Source organism: Caulobacter zeae (assembly GCF_002858925.1).
Classification (GTDB): Bacteria; Pseudomonadota; Alphaproteobacteria; order Caulobacterales; family Caulobacteraceae; genus Caulobacter; species Caulobacter zeae.
This window is the reverse complement of sequence record NZ_PJRS01000018.1, coordinates 190,024-206,920: the sequence shown is the minus strand read 5'-3', so window position 1 is coordinate 206,920 and position 16,897 is coordinate 190,024. Positions and strand designations below refer to the sequence as shown.

The 16,897-nt window shown below is 69.4% G+C and carries 15 protein-coding genes; 4 read left to right on the top strand and 11 right to left on the bottom strand.

The annotated features are described in order from the left end of the window. The first annotated feature begins 96 nt into the window (after positions 1-96). Positions 97-1,020: a family 43 glycosylhydrolase gene (locus SGCZBJ_RS10045; protein WP_101717859.1), complete on the top strand. Its 924-nt coding sequence runs from the start codon at positions 97-99 to the stop codon at positions 1,018-1,020. A gap of 150 nt (positions 1,021-1,170) precedes the next feature. Here the strand turns inward: SGCZBJ_RS10045 and SGCZBJ_RS10040 are convergent, their stop codons facing one another. Together SGCZBJ_RS10040 and SGCZBJ_RS10035 are read right to left on the bottom strand one after the other, a co-directional pair. After that, positions 1,171-1,917 (bottom strand): isocitrate lyase/PEP mutase family protein, encoded by a 747-nt coding sequence (locus SGCZBJ_RS10040; protein WP_101717858.1) that lies wholly within the window; start codon positions 1,915-1,917, stop codon positions 1,171-1,173. 55 nt (positions 1,918-1,972) lie between these two features. Next, complete coding sequence (locus SGCZBJ_RS10035) at positions 1,973-4,033, bottom strand: ComEC/Rec2 family competence protein (RefSeq protein ID WP_101717857.1); 2,061 nt, start codon at positions 4,031-4,033, stop codon at positions 1,973-1,975. 175 nt (positions 4,034-4,208) lie between these two features. Between SGCZBJ_RS10035 and gltX the strand changes: the two genes are divergently transcribed. Both gltX and gltA read left to right on the top strand, forming a co-directional pair. Next, the gene (gene gltX, locus SGCZBJ_RS10030) at positions 4,209-5,630 is read left to right on the top strand and encodes a glutamate--tRNA ligase (RefSeq protein WP_101717856.1); all 1,422 of its coding nucleotides are present in this window, start codon (positions 4,209-4,211) and stop codon (positions 5,628-5,630) included. Positions 5,631-5,697: 67 nt separating this feature from the next. Further along, positions 5,698-6,978 carry a citrate synthase gene (gene gltA, locus SGCZBJ_RS10025; RefSeq protein ID WP_101717855.1) on the top strand — a complete coding sequence of 427 codons (1,281 nt, stop codon included), beginning with the start codon at positions 5,698-5,700 and terminating at the stop codon, positions 6,976-6,978. Between the two features lie 207 nt (positions 6,979-7,185). Here the strand turns inward: gltA and SGCZBJ_RS10020 are convergent, their stop codons facing one another. From SGCZBJ_RS10020 to SGCZBJ_RS09985, 8 genes are all read right to left on the bottom strand, one after another. Next, complete coding sequence (locus tag SGCZBJ_RS10020; protein ID WP_101717854.1) at positions 7,186-8,643, bottom strand: alginate export family protein; 1,458 nt, start codon at positions 8,641-8,643, stop codon at positions 7,186-7,188. A 63-nt stretch (positions 8,644-8,706) separates the two neighbouring features. Further along, entirely contained in the window at positions 8,707-9,336 is a 630-nt protein-coding gene (gene maiA, locus SGCZBJ_RS10015) for a maleylacetoacetate isomerase (protein WP_101717853.1), read from the bottom strand. Between the two features lie 7 nt (positions 9,337-9,343). Then, positions 9,344-10,678 carry an MFS transporter gene (locus tag SGCZBJ_RS10010; protein ID WP_101717852.1) on the bottom strand — a complete coding sequence of 445 codons (1,335 nt, stop codon included), beginning with the start codon at positions 10,676-10,678 and terminating at the stop codon, positions 9,344-9,346. Positions 10,679-10,747: 69 nt separating this feature from the next. Beyond that, positions 10,748-11,443 carry a fumarylacetoacetate hydrolase family protein gene (locus SGCZBJ_RS10005; RefSeq protein WP_101717851.1) on the bottom strand — a complete coding sequence of 232 codons (696 nt, stop codon included), beginning with the start codon at positions 11,441-11,443 and terminating at the stop codon, positions 10,748-10,750. Then, positions 11,440-12,492, bottom strand: coding sequence for a gentisate 1,2-dioxygenase (gtdA, locus tag SGCZBJ_RS10000; RefSeq protein WP_101717850.1), 1,053 nt, complete (start codon positions 12,490-12,492; stop codon positions 11,440-11,442). The genes SGCZBJ_RS10005 and gtdA overlap by 4 nt, the downstream gene beginning before the upstream one ends. Then, on the bottom strand, positions 12,492-12,836 hold the full coding sequence (locus SGCZBJ_RS09995) for a non-heme iron oxygenase ferredoxin subunit (RefSeq protein WP_101717849.1): 345 nt from the start codon (positions 12,834-12,836) through the stop codon (positions 12,492-12,494). The genes gtdA and SGCZBJ_RS09995 overlap by 1 nt, the downstream gene beginning before the upstream one ends. After that, complete coding sequence (locus SGCZBJ_RS09990) at positions 12,833-13,327, bottom strand: aromatic-ring-hydroxylating dioxygenase subunit beta (RefSeq protein WP_101717848.1); 495 nt, start codon at positions 13,325-13,327, stop codon at positions 12,833-12,835. Before SGCZBJ_RS09990 ends, SGCZBJ_RS09995 begins: the two co-directional genes overlap by 4 nt. Next, positions 13,324-14,565 carry an aromatic ring-hydroxylating dioxygenase subunit alpha gene (locus SGCZBJ_RS09985; RefSeq protein ID WP_101717847.1) on the bottom strand — a complete coding sequence of 414 codons (1,242 nt, stop codon included), beginning with the start codon at positions 14,563-14,565 and terminating at the stop codon, positions 13,324-13,326. The genes SGCZBJ_RS09990 and SGCZBJ_RS09985 overlap by 4 nt, the downstream gene beginning before the upstream one ends. A gap of 123 nt (positions 14,566-14,688) precedes the next feature. On the opposite strand from SGCZBJ_RS09985, the gene SGCZBJ_RS09980 reads away from it, so the two are divergent. Further along, positions 14,689-15,879 carry an NAD(P)/FAD-dependent oxidoreductase gene (locus SGCZBJ_RS09980; RefSeq protein ID WP_101717846.1) on the top strand — a complete coding sequence of 397 codons (1,191 nt, stop codon included), beginning with the start codon at positions 14,689-14,691 and terminating at the stop codon, positions 15,877-15,879. A 182-nt stretch (positions 15,880-16,061) separates the two neighbouring features. Here SGCZBJ_RS09980 and SGCZBJ_RS09975 read toward each other — a convergent pair whose 3' ends face one another. After that, entirely contained in the window at positions 16,062-16,838 is a 777-nt protein-coding gene (locus SGCZBJ_RS09975) for an IclR family transcriptional regulator (protein WP_101717845.1), read from the bottom strand. Between the last annotated feature and the right edge of the window lie 59 nt (positions 16,839-16,897).

The following is a 16,897-nucleotide window of genomic DNA, read 5'->3' as shown; positions in this document are numbered from 1 at the left end:
TTTGTCTGAGTTAATCGAAGCTGCTACTCCAGACCCAAGGCCGTGCGGGGCGTCATGCAAGACGCGCCGCGCCATCGGTCGACCGGAGGAGCCCCCATGTCCCACGCGCCCATCGCATCCTTAAGCGCCGCCCTCTGCCTTTCGCTCGGCCTTGGCGCCGCCGCCGAGCCGATCACCCAGCGGTTCAGCGCCGATCCCTCGCCGCACGTGTTCGGCGACACGGTCTATGTCTACGCCACCGACGACGCGTCGAACTCGGGCAAGTACTGGGACTCGACGTCCTGGCGGCTCTACAGCTCCAAGGACCTGAAGGCCTGGAGCGACGACGGGGCGTTCCTGGACGTGACCGTGTTCAAGTGGGCCAGGCCCGACGCCAAGGCCTGGGCGCCGGGCGCGGTCGAGCACGGCGGCAAGTTCTATTTCTATGCGCCCGTCGGCGGCGACAAGATCGGCGTGGCGGTGGCCGACCGGCCGCAGGGCCCGTTCAAGGACGCCATCGGCGCGCCGCTGGTCGACAAGGCCCGCGACGCCAACGCGGGCGACGAGCCGATCGACCCGCAGGTGCTGATCGACGACGACGGCCAGGCCTACATGCTGTTCGGCACCCGCGTGCCCAAGATCGTGCGGCTGGGCGCCGACATGGCCTCGCTGGCCGGCCCGATCGAGAACCTGGTGGTCACCGGCTATCCGGCGGACGACCCGAAGAAGAAGTACGGCGAGGCGCCGTTCCTGCATAAGCGGGGCGGCCTCTACTATTTCAGCTTCTCGACCGGCTGGCCTGGCCAGATCGTCTATGCGACCGCCAGGTCTCCGATGGGGCCTTACGCCTATCGCGGCGTGATCCTCGACTACCTGCCGATCTCGACCAACCACCAGGCCATCATCGAGCGCGACGGCCGGTGGTGGTTCTTCTATCACGACAAGCTGCTGCCCGGCGGCGGCGACCATCGGCGCTCGATCACCCTGGCGCCGCTGAGCTATGGCGACGACGGCGCTATCCTGCCGATCGAGCGGCCCTAAGGCGGATCGAAATCAGCGGCTTGGGCGTGGTCCTCGCCCTTCGACAGGCTCAGGGTGAGGACCATTTACAGGCCTGGCTGTCAGAAAAACCTCATCCTGAGCCCGTCGAAGGACGAGGTTTTCGTCTCAGATCCTGAATGCCGGTCTCGCCTAGAGCACCAGCGCCTTGGCCGCCGTCTCGAAGCCGCTCCAGGCCGCCGCGGCCAGGGCCACTCCGGTGCTGGCGCGGCGCACGCCCAGGCCCGACAGGTCGGCGACCTTCATGTCCGGTCCCCACAGCAGCACGTTGACCGGCTTGGGGGCCACGGCCGCGACGATGGCGGCGATGTCGTCGTAGCGGGTCACGCCGGGCGCATAGAGGCAGTCGGCGCCGGCCTCCGAATAGGCCACGAGCCGCTCGATGGTCGGCGCGAGGTCGTCGCGGCCGATCAGGAAGCCCTCGGTGCGGCCCACCAGCATGACGTCTTGGCCCGAGGCGTCGATGGCCGCTCGTGCGGCGGCCAGGCGCTCGACGGCGGCAGCGATGGGATGGAGGTCCGCGCCGACGCGATCCTCGATCGAAAGGCCGGCGATCCCGGTCTCGACCGCGCGGGCGACATTGGCGGCGACGCTCTCGGCGCTTTCCGCGAACCCTGCTTCGAAGTCGGCGTTGACCGGCAGGTCGGTGGCGGCGGCCAGCAGGGCCAGGTGCTCGATGACCTCGTCGGCGCTGACCTCGCCGTCAGCGCGCCCCCAGGACCAGGCCATGCCGGCGCTGGTCGAGGCCAGGGCCTTGAAGCCGAGCTTTTGCAGGCGAACGGCGCCGCCGGCGTCCCACGGATTGGGCAGCACGAAGAAGCCGTCCTGGTGCAGGGCGCGGAAGGCGGCGCGGCGGGCGGCGAAGGTGGCGTTCGTCATCGGTCCTGGCTCTCCAAACGAGTCGTCGCCGGGTGATAGCCGCGGCGGCGCGGCATCATCCGCCCGGTTCTTGCGCAATCGTGTCAGCAGCCTGCGTCCAGGGCCGCCGGCCGCGACCGGGCGTGGTCCAGACGATCCACCAGCCGTCGCGCCGGCGCCAGAGTTCAGCCGCGCCGCCGGCGGCGAAATCCTGCCCCGCCAGCACGACGGCGTCGCGGCAGACGGCCGGCAGGACGGCGGGCCTGGGGCCGCGCAGGACCACCACCTCGGCGCCGGTGCAGAGCCGCTGCAGGGCCTCAAAGTCAGGCGTGCGGCGGGTCCAGGACAGGCTGGCGGCCACCGGCGCGCCCTGCCCCGGCCGGCACGAGGTGCGGTCGCAGGTGAAGCCGCCGCCGTCGACGGGCGCCAGGCCGCGTCGGCGGGCCCAGAGCTCGGCCCCGAAGCGGCGAGCGTCGGGGCGCAGCAGCACGGCCTGCCCGCCCCGGCGCGCAACGGCCGTGGTTCCGTCGGCGGCGATCCAGAGATCCGGCGCCGCCGGACGCGGCCACAGGGCCACGGCCAGGAACAGCGGCGCGCCCAGCCAGCGCAGGCGGCCTTTCCAGAGGCAAAGCAGCATGATCCCGAGGAACGACAGCACCAGGGTGAAGCCCGGCGCGCTGGCCACGGTCTGCTGGGCGCCGTGGGCGCCGGCGAACCAGCGGGCGACGGCGGTCATGGCCTCGATGCCCCAGCCGGCCACGGCCAGGAAAGGCCCGCCCAGGCCCAGAGGCTCCAGCGCCGCGCCGACCGCCAGGAACGGCATGATCACGAAGGACGACAGCGGCGAGACCACCAGGTTGGCCGGCAGGCCCCAGATGGCCACGCGGTTGAAGTGCTGCATGGCGAAGGGACCGGTGGCCAGGCCCGCCACGAAGCTGGCGCCGACACTGATCGCCAGCCAGGCCAGGGCGCCCTGCGTGAAGCGGATCGGCCAGGGCACCGAGATCTCGCGCGCCTGGCGCGGCCAGGCTTCCGCGAGCGCGACCAGGGCGGCGGTGGCGGCGAACGACATCTGGAAGCCGGCCGCGCCGGCCTGCTCGGGCTGGGCGACGAGGATGATCAGGGCCGCCAGGGCCAGGCCGTGCAGGCTGACGGCCTGGCGGTCGGCGAGGATGGCCAGGAACGCCACGCCCGCCGTGATCGCCGCGCGCAGGGCCGGCGGCGGTGCGCCGGAGACGACCAGATAGGCCCCGACGGCCGCGAGCCCGGCCAGGGCCGCGATCTTTTTGCCCGGAAAGCGCAGGGCGGCCCAGGGCCAGGCCGCCACCAGCAGCCGCACGGCCGCGAACACGAAGCCGCCGACAATGGCCATGTGCAGGCCGGAAATGGAGAGGATGTGCGCCAGGCCCGAGGCGCGCATGGCCTCGGTCTGCTCAGGCGTGACCCAGGCCTCGTGGCCGGTGACCATGGCCGCGGCGATGCCGCCGCTCTCGGGCCCCAGGCGCTCGACGATGCGCGAGGCCAGGCTCCAGCGCATGGCGTTGATCGCCATCGCCAGGCGCAGCCGCCAGGGCGGCGGATCCAGAGCCGTTTCCTCGATCTCGCCCACCGTGAAGCCGACGCCCCCGATGCCGTTGAACCAGGCGTCGCGGGCGAAGTCGTGGGAACCGGGCGCGGCCGGCGGCGGCGGAGCCGACAGCATGGCGCGCAGGCTCAAGGCCGATCCGGGCGGCGGGGCTTCCACGCCTTCCGGCAGGCTGACGCGGATGCGAGTGGGGGTGGCGGCCGGCGCCAGGCGCGAGATCGACACGGGCGCGATCAGCAGGCGCGGCCCCGCCGCGCCCGGCGAGACCACGTCGACGACGAATCCGTCGACCACCCGCACGCCTCGCTCGACGGGCATCACCGGCGCCGCCACCCGGTCGCAACGCACCTTGCCGGCCAAGGCGCCGGCGGCGGTGAAGGCCAGAAGGGTCAAGGGAACGGCGAGGCCGCTCCAGCGTGTCCAGCCCCGGCTCCAGATCGCCAGGACGCCCAGCGCCAGGGTAACGAGGGCCAGCAGCGACCAGCTGGGCTCGATCCTCAGCCCCAGATAGGCCGCCGCGCCCAGCGCGAAGGCCACCGGGCTCCACAGCATCCAGCGGGCGGCGTTGGCGCGCGCCTCGTCGATCAGTTGTGTGACAAAGGTTGCGGGACTAGGACACCTTCGAACGGCCGTGCTAAGACGCGCCGCCCAACGGCCGGCGCGTGCGTCGCGCGCCGTCGGGCCTCCCGCCGCCCCCGCGGCCTCCAGACCGTCAGCTTCGAAACCTATGTCCAGTTCCTCCCCCGCCCCCAGCGGCGTCGTCACCCGCTTCGCCCCGTCGCCGACCGGCTTCCTGCATATCGGCGGCGCCCGTACGGCGCTGTTCAACTGGTTATATGCACGCCATACGGGAGGGAAGTTCCTTATTCGCGTCGAGGACACCGACCGCGAGCGTTCGACCGAGGCCGCCGTGGCCGCGATCTTCGAGGGCCTGGACTGGCTGGGCCTGAAGTCGGACGAAGAACCGATCTTCCAGTACAGCCGCGCCGACCGTCACCGTGAGGTGGTGCAGGAGTTGCTGGCCAAGGGCCGCGCCTATCGCTGCTGGATGACCGTAGAAGAGCTGGAAGCCGCCCGCGAGAAGGCCCGCGCCGAAGGCCGCGCCATCCGCTCGCCGTGGCGCGACGCCCCGCCGCCGGCCGATCCGTCCGCGCCGCACGTCATTCGCTTCAAGGGGCCGCTGGAAGGCGAGACCCTGGTCGACGACATGGTCAAGGGCCCGGTGACCTTCCGCAACATCGAGTTGGACGACCTCGTCCTGCTGCGCAACGACGGCGCGCCGACCTACAACCTCGCCGTGGTGGTCGACGACCACGACATGGGCGTGACCCACGTCATCCGCGGCGACGACCACCTGAACAACGCCGCCCGCCAGAGCCTGATCTACCAGGCGATGGAATGGGACGTGCCGGCCTTCGCCCACATCCCGCTGATTCACGGGCCGGACGGCGCCAAGCTGAGCAAGCGCCACGGGGCGCAGGCCGTCGGCGAGTTCGCCGACATGGGCTACATCCCCGAGGGCCTGCGCAACTATCTCGCGCGCCTGGGCTGGGGCCACGGCGACGACGAGGTGTTCAACGACGAGCAGGCGATCAGCTGGTTCGACGTCAAGGACGTGGTCAAGGCCCCTGCCCGCCTGGACTGGGCCAAGCTGAACTTCATCAACAGCCAGCACCTGCGCCAGGCCGACGACACGCGCCTGACCGCGTTGACCCTGAAGGCCCTCAAGGCCGCCGGAACCGACCTGCCGGCTGACGCCGAGGCGCGCATCGCCTCGACCGTTCCGCAGGTCAAGGAAGGCGCCAAGACCATCCTGGAGTTGGGCGAGCACGTGGCCTTCGCGCTGAAGGTGCGCCCGCTGACGCTCGAGGAAAAAACCGCCAAGCAGCTTTCCGAGGAAACGGTCGCGCGCCTCGCACGACTTCGTGAACATCTCGCGGCCGCCCCGGTGTGGGGCGTCGCGGAACTCGAGGCGCTGTTGAAATCGTTTGCTGAATCCGAGGCCGTAGGCTTTGGAAAGTTCGGTCCGCCGCTGCGTGGGATCCTCACCGGCGGGGCCCAGGCGCCTGACCTGAACAAGATCATGGCGGCCCTGGGACGAGACGAGTCTCTCGGCCGGCTTGACGATGCGCTGGCGTCGCGCGCATGAGGCGCTATAACGCACCCGCGAAATGCAAAACTGGACTGATCGTACCACTATTGAAAGGGTCTCTCGCATGACCGACAAAGCCACGCTGACGATCGGCGACAAGAGCTACGAGCTGCCGATCCTCAAGGGCAGCACGGGTCCGGACGTTCTGGACATCCGAAAGGTCTACGGCGAAAGCGACCATTTCACCTTCGACCCGGGCTTCACCTCGACCGCCTCGTGCGAGAGCAAGATCACCTATATCGACGGTGACGCCGGCGTTTTGCTGCACCGCGGTTATCCGATCGACCAGCTCGCCGAGAAGTCGTCGTTCCTCGAAGTCTGCCACCTGCTGCTGAACGGCGAACTGCCGACGGCCGCCGAACTGGCCAAGTTCGAGAACAACATCACCTACCACACGATGCTGCACGCGCAGTTCGACCGGTTCTTCGAAGGCTTCCGTCGCGACGCCCACCCGATGGCCGTCATGACCGGCGCCGTGGGCGCCCTGTCGGCCTTCTACGCCGACAGCATGAACGTCGACGACGCCCGCGAGCGTGAGATCAGCGCTCATCGCCTGATCGCCAAGATGCCGACGATCGCCGCCCGCGCCTACAAGTACACGATCGGCCAGCCGTTCGTGTCGCCGCGCAACGACCTGTCGTACTCGGAAAACTTCCTGCGCATGTGCTTCTCGGTCCCGGCCGAGGACTGGAAGCCGAACCCGGTCCTGACCCGCGCCATGGACCGCATCTTCATCCTGCACGCCGACCATGAGCAGAACGCCTCGACCTCGACCGTCCGTCTGGCCGGTTCGTCGGGCGCTCACCCGTTCGCCTGCATCGCCGCCGGCATCGCCTGCCTGTGGGGCCCGTCGCACGGCGGCGCCAACCAGGAAGCCCTGGAGATGCTCGAGCAGATCGGCACGGTCGACAAGATCCCCGAGTTCATCGAGGGCGTGAAGGCGCGCAAGCACAAGCTGATGGGCTTCGGCCACCGCGTTTACAAGAACTTCGACCCGCGCGCGAAGGTCATGCAGAAGACCTGCCACGAGGTCCTCGGCCAGCTGGGCATCAACGACCCGCTGCTGGAAGTGGCCATGGAGCTGGAAAAGATCGCGCTCAGCGATCCGTTCTTCATCGAGCGCAAGCTGTACCCGAACATCGACTTCTACTCGGGCATCACCCTGCGCGCGATGGGCTTCCCGACCAACATGTTCACCGTGCTGTTCGCCCTGGCCCGCACCGTCGGCTGGATCAGCCAGTGGAAGGAAATGTTCGAGGATCCGACCCGCAAGATCGGTCGCCCGCGTCAGCTCTACACGGGCTCGACCCAGCGCGACTACATCGACGTCGAAAAGCGCGGCTAAGCGCTTTTCCGGCTTCGGAAATGAAAAGGCCCCGGGAAACCGGGGCCTTTTTGTTTGGGCCAGCTCCTCCCTCGCGAAGCGGGGGAGGTGGCGCGCTGCGGATACGCAGCGTGACGAAGGGGGCGAGTGACGGAGCTCAGGGCCCCGTCACGCCCCCTCCACCGCTTCGCGGTCCCCCTCCCCCGTTGCACGGGGGAGGAGTTGTCTTCAGAACCGCAGACCCACAATCAAACCCGCATAGGTCTGGTCGTCGGCCATGCCGGTCTGCTTGAGGAACGTGCCCGAGGTCGTGTGGTTGAGGATGCCGGTCACCGTCACGAACGGCGAGACGGCGTAGCTGGCGAAGGCCGCCTGGCGCCAGCCGACATAGTGGGCCGTGCCCTCCAGCCCGCCGCGCAGCACCTGGCCGCCCAGGCCGTAGAGGCCGTCCTCGTCGCTCTGGCGCCACAGCCCCGCCACCTGCAGGCCGGCGGTCAGCTTGGGCGCAGGCTTGAAGGTCAGCTGCGGCTGGATCGCCACCATGTTGGTGATGCCGAAGTCCGTGCGCAGCGAGATCGGCTGCGGGAACATCTGGGCGTACGAGTTCAGCTTGCCGTCATTGCGATCCTTGTCGCCGGAAGCCGCCTCCAGGCGCAGGCCCAGGCGCGGCGACCACGGCGCCTTGAAGGTGTAGCCGCCCATGGCCGAGACGTACCAGGCCGAGACGTCGAGATCGCGGTACGCGCCGTCCTGGTAGACGCCTTCCAGGTCGTAGTCCCATTGGCCGTAGCGGCCGGCCAGGCGCGCCGAATAGGAGCCGCGGCGATCGCGGCCGCCGGTGACGCTGTCATAGACCGCGCCGCGCTTGTCGCTGTTGACGTAGAGCAGTTCCAGCTTGGGCGCCGTCGGTCCCTGCCCCAGCGTGCGCGAAGCCGTCACGCCGGCCAGGCGGTAGTCGAAGTTGGTGGCGTCGTCCCACGAGGTCTTGGCCTCGCGCAGGGCGTAGCCGTAGAAGGCGCCGCCGCTCCAGCCGGTCTTCCGGTCGGCCAGCACGCGGGCCATGTCGAACGAGGTGCGGCTGTTGGCGCCCTCGCGCATGTCGAACAGGCGATAGGCGCCCAGGCCCAGCTCCTGGCGGCCGACGCGCAGGCGGACCTTGGCGTCGCCGACCTCGGCGTTGGTTTCCAGGAAGGCCTGGTGCAGGTCCCAGCGGCTGACCTCGATCGGCGGCTCGCCGCTGTCGAGATCGATGCTGCGGGCGTCCTGCACGTCGACGAAGGCGCGCAGGCGCGATCCCACGTGCAGGTCGGCCCACAGGCGGGTACGGGTCTGGGCGTTGCCGTCCTCGTCCTGGGCGCCGCGGCCGAAGCGCTCGTTGCCGCGGTCTTCGAGGCGCAGGCGGAACTCGCCGCCGAGGCTGAGATAGCTGGTCTCGCCGACAGGGATGTATTTCAGCTTCGACCAGGGCGTGGCGCGCTTGGCCGGGTCGGCCAGATAGCTCCAGTCCTCGTCGTGATTGATCAGCTTGAAGGCCGGCGCCTTGGTCGCGGCCGGCGGCGGCACGTTGCCGGGCGACGGGGCGTTCTGGGCGGGGATCGGGACGACCCGGTCTTGAGCCTGGGTGGCGATCGGGGCGTCGGCTACGGGCGCAAGCAAGGCGGCCGCGGCCACAGTGGTCAGCAGCATGGGTTTCCTCCAGAGGGCGCGGTTGGCTCCGCGCTCTTTGTTTCTTGGCTTTAGAGGATGGGTTTATTCGGCGTCGGGCTGGGCCGACGGCGCGGCGGACTTGAAGGCGTCAAGCTCCAGGCAGGCGGCCTCGATGTCGGTCAGGCGGTTCCAGCGCAGCTCGACGCCGAAGCGGCGGGCGTTGCCCAGTTGCGGCACGAGCACCAGGTCGGCCAGGCTCGGCGCGTCACCGAAGGCGAAGCGGCCTGATTGGCGGGCCAGCAGCTTGTCGACCGCGTCGAGCCCTTCCTCGATCACCCCGGCGGCCCAACCCTGGACGGCGGGCTCGTCGAGGCCCAGGTCGCGCAGGCGGGCCAACACTTTCAGGTTCTGCACCGGGTGGATGTCGCAGGCGATGGCCTGGGCGACGGCGCGAACCTGGGCTTTGGCGAACGGGTCGGAGGGCAGCAGCGGCGGCTGCGGGTGGATCTCGTCGAGATACTCGACGATGGCCAGGGACTGGGTCAGCACCCGGCCGTCGTCGAGAGCCAGGGCCGGCAGCAGGCCCTGCGGGTTGATCGCGAGGTAGTCCGGCGTCCGCTGCTCACCCCGACGCAGGTGGTGGAACACCTGGTCGGCGGGCAGGCCCTTGAGGCCCAGGGCGATCCGCACGCGCCACGACGCGGTCGAACGAAAATAGCCGTGCAGGATCATGGTGGTGTCAGACTCCGGACTTCTTGCGCACGCCGCCGAGGATGAAGACGGCGAGCGAGGCGATGAGGGCGGGAACCACGGCGGTCAGGATGATCGAACCGGGGGCCCACTTGTTGGCGAGGAGCGCGCCGCCCACGAGCGGGCCGACGATGGCGCCGACGCGGCCGACGCCCAGGGCCCAGCCCACGCCGGTGGCGCGGATGGCCGTGGGATAGACCGACGCGGCCAGGGCGTTGCAGCCGATCTGGGCGCCGACGACGCCGAAGCCCGACAGCGCCGCCCCGACCAGCAGGGTGGTCAGGTGCGTGCCGCCAAGCGCGATCACGGCGATGAAGGCGGCCGAAGCCGCATAGGCCGCGCCCAGCACGACATAGGGGCTGAAGCGGTCGATCAGCCGGCCCAGGGCGATGGCGCCGACCACGCCGCCGAGGTTCAGGGTGGCGGTCGACAGGATGGCCATCGACAGCGGCAGGCCTGCGCCCTTCAGCAGGGTCGGCAGCCAGTTCACCAGGAAGTACATGACCAGCAGATTCATGAAGAACGCCACCCACAGCAGGCCCGTGACCGGCGCGCGCCCTTGCGTGAACAGCTGGGCGACCGAGAAGCCCTTGGGGGCCTCGGCCTGCTCGCTGCGCAGGTGCGAGACGAACTCGGCGGTCGAGGCCTGCGCATCGATGCGGCGGACGATCGGCGCGATCTTGCTCTCCGGCGCGCCCTTGGCGACCAGGAAGCGCACCGACTCCGGCAGCATGACCATCAGCACCGGCACCAGCAGCAGCGGCAGCACGCCGCCGACCACGAACACCGAGTGCCAGCCGAACTGGTCGATCAGGCCGGTCGACAGCACCCCGCCCAGGGTCGAGCCCAGCGGGAAGCCGCAGAACATCACCGTCACCAGCGTGGCGCGCAGGCGCTCGGGGGCGTACTCGCTGGTCAGGGCGATGATGTTGGGCATGGCCGCGCCCAGGCCGATGCCCGTGAGAAAGCGGTACATCAGCAGCTCGTTCATCGTGCCCGAGGTCGCCGTCAGCAGGGCGAACAGGCCGAAGATCACGGTCGAGATCAGGATGATGGTCTTGCGGCCGAACTTGTCGGCGGCGGGGCTGAGCAGGAAGGCGCCGACGGTCAGGCCCAGCAGGCCCACGGCGAAGATCGGGCCGAAGGCGGCCGGGGTCAGGCCCCAGTCCTCGGCGATGCGCGGCGCGACATACGCAATTGCCTGGGTGTCGAACCCGTCGAGCATGGCGATGATGGCGCAGAGCGCGGTGACGCCGAATTGCAGCGAGCCGAACTTCGCCCGGTCGACGACGGCGTTGCCCGCCGTCGCTTCAAGAGTAGCCATTGTCGTTTCCTCTAAGAGGGGGCGGCTCTGTTGGCCGCTCCCCTCGTCCCTAGTCTTGGTGTGTCGCGATCAGGCCGCGGGCGGTCCAACCTGGATGTTCAGCGGGGCCAGGCCCTCGATGGTGACGACCATGGCGTCGCCCTCGACCACGGCGCCGACGCCGGCGGGCGTGCCCGTGTAGATCAGGTCGCCCGGCTCGATGCGGTAGAGGCCCGAGAGGTAGGCGACGATGTCGGCCACCGGCCAGATCAGGTCGGCCAGGTCGGCCTGCTGCTTGGTCTCGCCATTGACGGTCAGCTTGATCTCGCCCTTGGTCGGGTCAAAGCCTTCGCCGGCCTTCTGGATCAGGCCCAGCGGCGAGGACTGCTCGACGTTCTTCCCGGTGTCCCAGGGACGGCCTTGGGCGCGGGCTTCCAGCTGCAGGTCGCGGCGGGTCATGTCCAGGCCCGTGGCGTAACCCCAGACGTGGTCCAGGGCGTCCTCGACGGCGATGTCGCGGCCGGTCTTGCCGATGGCGACGACCAGTTCGGCTTCGTAGTGGAAGTCCTTGGTCTTCTGCGGATAGGCGATCGTCGCGCCGTCCGGCACGACCGTCTCGGCCCAGGCGGTGAAGAAGAACGGCGGCTCGCGGTCGGGATCGCGGCCCATCTCGCGGGCATGGGCGGCGTAGTTGCGGCCGACGCAGAAGATGCGGCGGACCGGGAACTGCTCGCCGGTGGAGGTGGCGGCCAGGACCGGCGCCTGGGGTTCGAAGGTCAGGCTCACAGGTTTTCTTCCTTGTAGAGGTTCAGCTTTTCCTGGCAGGCCTTGTCGGAGTAGCCGAACAGGACGAGCTGGCTTTGGGCCTTGAAACGGACCGTCTTCCACGACGGGACGACGAGGATTTCTCGGGGCGAAAGGGCGATGGTCTCGCCCTCGACGACGGCTTCACCCTCCCCTTCCACGACCACGAAGATCGTGCCGTCGGTGGAGCGGCGGTCGCGGGTCTCGAACCCGGCCGGCATCAGCCGCACATGCGCCGAGATCGTCGACATGATCGGCCCGCCGTTGACGGGATTAAGGAACTCCAGCGCGTGGCCCAGGTGCGGATCGATCTCCGCCCCCTTGGCCATGGCGTCGAGCGCCGGCCGCCATTCGGCGTAGGGATAGTGGAACAGCGGCTGGTGGGCCGGGCGGCGGTCGGCCGTGTGCCCCTTAAGCGGACGCATGTTGCGGCCGTAGCGGTTAAGGCTGTCGCCGGCGGGAGCCTGCTCGGGGAACTGATCCTCGCTGTAGCCCTCGGCGAAGCTGGCGTCGAAATGGCGGACGGTGGGGATGTCCAGCCCGTCGAGCCAGATCATCGGCTTGGCCGTGGGGTTGCCGTGATCGTGCCACTGGCCGCCCGGGGTGAGCACCAGGTCGAAGGGCCGCATCACCGCCTTCTCGCCGTCCACCGAGGTGTAGGCCTCCTCGCCTTCCAGCACGAAACGCAGCGCGCACTGGGCGTGGCGGTGGGCGGGCGCGATCTCGCCCGGCAGGATCAGCTGCAGGCCGGCGTAGAGGCTCGGCGTGATGCTCGACAATCCGCCGAGCCCCGGGTTCTCCAGGATCAGCACACGCCTTTCGGCCTGCTTGGCGCTGATCAGGTCGCCGGCCCGCATCAGGTAGTCCCGGGCGCTGTCATAGGACCACTTGTGGACCTTGGCCGGCGAGTCCGGCTGGGGCAGCACCAGGGCGCTCAGTTTTTCCCAGAGCGGATAGAGGCCTTCGGGCTCCATCTGCTCGTAAAGCGCCTCGAGCTGGCTGCGCTGGTCGTTGCGAAGCACCGTCTCCATCAGGCGCCTCCCGGCAGGCCGACGTGCAGCAAGCCGCCTTCCAGCTTCACCGGGAAGGTGCGCACGGCTACCGAGCACGGCGCGCCGACGGCCGCGCCGGTCTTCACGTTGAAGGTGCCCTGGTGGAGCGGGCATTCGATCAGCTCGCCGTCGAGGAAGCCGTCGGCGAGGCTGGCCGCGCCGTGGGTGCAGAGGTCGGCGGTGGCGTAGTACTCGCCGTCGACGGTGTAGAGGGCCACCTTCAGGCCGCCCACGGTGGCGGCGGCGACGCCAAACTCTTCGAGGTCGGAGGGCGGAACGGCGGGCGCCCAGGTCAGCGCCGCATTGTCGATGACGTTGGTCATACGGGGTACACCAAGCTGTTGGGGAGCATTTCGGAGTCGAACACCACCACGCGCTCGGCGAAACGCAGGCGGCCTTCGTCGGCCACGATCAGGTCGTGGCAGACCGCCGAGAGGACGATCTCCGAAGGCTTGTCGATCAGGGTCTGGACGAGCAGCAGGTTGTGGCGCGTGCGCACCCCGCCGTTCTCTTCGCCGACAATGCGCGGGGCCGTCGGGAAGCGGCGATAATAGCGCGGCGCGTACATCTGGGTGCGGGTCAGGCCCGTCACCCGGTCCTTCAGCATGCCGCGGCTTTCGGCCTGCATGGTGCTGAGGGTGTAGCCGGCCTCGAAGTTTTCGCGCGGGATCACCCGATAGAGGCAGTCCTGGGTGAAGAACTCGGGCCAGTCGTGCAGCCGCACCTCGTCCAGGGTTGCGTAGTAGTCGTCATAGAGGTCGCGGATCGCATCGCGCGTGATCGCGGCCGGACGGTCGGTCAGGGTCGTGCTCACAGGCCCATCACCTTTCGCCAGTAGCGGTACATGCCGCGCACGGCCGTTTCGGTGACCTGGTGGTCGGTGCTCTCGATGGCCCGCCCGCCCATCTGCAGGATCATGTGCGCGTCGGGCGACGGCGTGGCGCCCTGCTGGGTCATCTCCAGCACCTCGCCGTCGTCGGCCGAGACGAAGCCGGCCGGACCGAAGAGGTTGGCCTGGCGCGTGCGGCGCAGGCGCATCTCCGGGGTGTCGTCGGCATAGCACCAGTGGGTCCAGTGGAAGTCGAACCCGTCCGGGCCCTTGGGCACGATCTGGCGCGTGGTCAGCGAGTTGACCTGCTGCTGCAGGATCACGCTGGGGAAGATGGTGATCATCCCCACGGTCTCTTCACCGGGGAACTCCTGCACCACGTCCATGACGCGGGGATCCTCGAGCACCAGGTCGCCCTGGAAGTTGCGGATGTCGGCCATGGCCTCGGTCTTTTCCTGTTCGCCCTTGCGCGAGATCAGGATGCCGTGGCGGCCCTCGTCGTCGATATCGACCGCCGACTTCTGGTCGGCGCGGAACAGGCCGAAGGTGGCGAAGAACACGTGCAGCAGGCCCGCATGATACGGGTCCTTGATGTTCTCCTGCATCTGCTTCCAGTTGGCGGGAATGTGCTGGCGGTTATAGCCCAGCACTTCCAGCTTCCGGCCGTCGTAGACGCGCGTGTAGTGCTTCCAGAACTTCTCGCCGAGGTACTCGCGGAAGGCCGGGGTCTCTTCGGAGAAGGTGGCCCAGACGACGCCGTGGACTTCCTCGACGCGCAGCTTGGTCAGGCCGTTCTGCGTAAGGTCGAAGTCGGCCGGCATGCCGCCCTGGCGCTTGACGCCCCGGCGGAACGGCACGCCCTGCAGGTCGCCGTTCAGCGCGTACGACCACTGGTGATACGGGCAGATCAGCTCTTGCGAGTGGCCAAAGCGCGCCTGGCAGAACTTCACGCCCTTGTGGGCGCAGCGGTTCTCGACGACCGAGATCTCGTTCTCGGCGCTGCGCACCATGACGATCGGACGCTCGCCGAGGGTGGCGGTCTTCCAGTCGCCGACATTGGGGATTTCGCACTCCAGGCCGACGTACAGCCAGTGCGGGCCGTACCAGATCTTGCGCAGTTCCTCGGCGTAGATCTCGGGGTCGGAATAGACCCAGTACGGGACGGCGGCGTCCGCATCGGCGGGCCACAGGCGGCCTTCCGGGGGACGAACGGGGATGGTCATGGGCAGCTCCCAGACGGTGGTCGAAGCGGCGATCTCACGTCGCCATTGACCCTCACCCTGTCGTGGGTTTTGATCCATGTCAAATGCATTGCATATTATGCAACGCGAGAGGAAGCACACGCCATGGAACAACGCATCGTCGTAGTCGGCGCCGGACATGCCGGCGGAGCCGCCGCCATCACCTTGAGAGAATTGGGTTTTTCGGGATCGATCACGCTGGTCGGCGAGGAAGCCGAGCACCCGTACGAACGACCCAGCCTGTCCAAGGAGTACCTGTCGGGCAAGGACGCCGCGCCCGTCTATCTCGCCGAGGAATCCCGCTGGAGCGAGCTGGGCGTCGACCTGCGGCTAGGAGTCGCGGCCGCCTCGATCGACCGCGAGAACCGCACCGTGACGCTCTCGGATGGAAGCGCCCTGCCCTATGACGAGCTGATCCTGGCCACCGGCGGCGCGCCTCGCCAGCTGCCCTTCCCCGCTCACCCGAAGATCTTCCCGCTGCGCACGACGGGCGACGCCAAGGCCATCGCGGCGGCGGCCAAGCCCGGCGGTCGCGCCGTGGTGATCGGCGGCGGGGTGATCGGGCTGGAGACCGCCTCGACGCTTCAGGAACTTGGCTTGACCGCCGTCGTCATCGAGGCCGGCCAGCGCCTGCTGGGCCGCAACGTGCCGGGGGACGCCGCCGACTGGCTGGCCGCCGCCCATGAGCGGGTCGGGCTCGAGATTCGCCTCGGCCGCTCGGTGGCCGCCATCGAGCCGGGCGACGAGACGCTGACCCTGCGACTCGACGACGGCGAGACCCTGGAAGCCGACCTGGTGGTCGTCGGCATCGGCATCACGCCGCGCACGGGGCTGGCCGAGGCCGCCGGCCTGCCGGTGGGCGCGGGCGTGCTGGTTGACGAGGCCTATCGCTCGATCGGCGACGCAAACGTCTACGCCATCGGCGACCTGGCCCTGCGCCGGTTCGGCGACGCAGCCGCCCCGCAGCGGATGGAGACCTGGGCCCACGCCCAGAGCTCGGCCCGCGCCGCGGCGCTGGCGATCCTGGGCCAGCCGGCGGAAGCTGAACCCGCGCCATGGTTCTGGACCGCCCAGTGCGGCCATAACCTTCAGATCCTGGGCGATCCGGCCGCCGGCGACACGGTGGTGGCGCGCGGCGAGGCTGTGAGGCTCTACCTGCGCGACGGGGTGCTGGTGGGCGCGGCGTGCCTCGACCAGCCCCGCGACTTCGCCTCGGCCCGCCGGCTGATCGGCAAGCCGCTGAAGGCTGATCTGGCGGGAGATCCTGGGACCGACCTGCGCAAGGCGGCGGCCTGAAACCCCCTCTAGCTCGTCATCCCGGCCGAAGGTCCGCGCAGCGGACCGTAGAGCCGGGACCCAGGGGCGGCCAGCAATGCGCCGGGTGTGAGTTTAAGCGCCGAGCCCAGTCCCCTGGGTCCCGGATAAGCGCTGCGCGCTTTCCGGGATGACGACGGATGGTGTGCTGAATTCCAGCCCGCTCAAACCGCCGGGCGGCGGCCGCCGATGGTGGTCGTGACCTGATCGCAGACCGCGGCCAGGGCCTGGCGGACCTCGTCGTCGCGGTCGGGCACGAAGGCGTCGGTGGCCAGGACCGTGGCGGTGACGACGGCCTCGCCTTGCAGGTCGAAGATCGGCAGGGCCGTGGCCCGCAGGCCCGGGATCAGCGAGCCGCTGATGGCCGAATAGCCGGTCTTGCGCACCCTTTGACGCAAGGCCTCGACGTCGACGGGCGCGAGGCCGCGCTCGGCCTGCGTCTCGCGTTCGACCATGTGGCGGGTGTGGCTCTCGGGGCGGAAGGCCAGGAACACATGGCCCGTCGCCGAGCGCAGCAACGGCAAGGACGAGCCGACCATCAGCGAGGTCGCCACCGGCGGCGAGCCCATGGCCCAGCGCACGACGATCGGGCCGCTCGGCCCCAGTGCCGCGATCTGCACCGTGCGGCCGGTCTCTCGCGAGAAGGCGGTGATGGCCTCGTCTGCCTCGCGGAAGGCGTCGACCCGCGCCAGGGCGCCCAGGCCCAGGCGCAGCGCGCCGGGACCCAGATCGTAACGGCCGGTCGCCGCGTCCTGCCTTGCCATGCCCGAGGCGACCAGGCTGGCCAGGTAGCGGTGGGCCTGCGAGGCCGACAGGTCCGAGGCCTGGGCGATGACGCCCAGGGCGGCCGGGCCGTCCAGCGTCGCCAGCACGTCCAGCACCCGCAGGCCGATGCCGACCGACTGGATGCCTGAACGCTGCTTGGAATCCTGGTCGGTCACTGTCTGGGTCCTGCGCTGGGAAGCGATTGAACCCGATGATGAAACGCCGGGACCCCGAC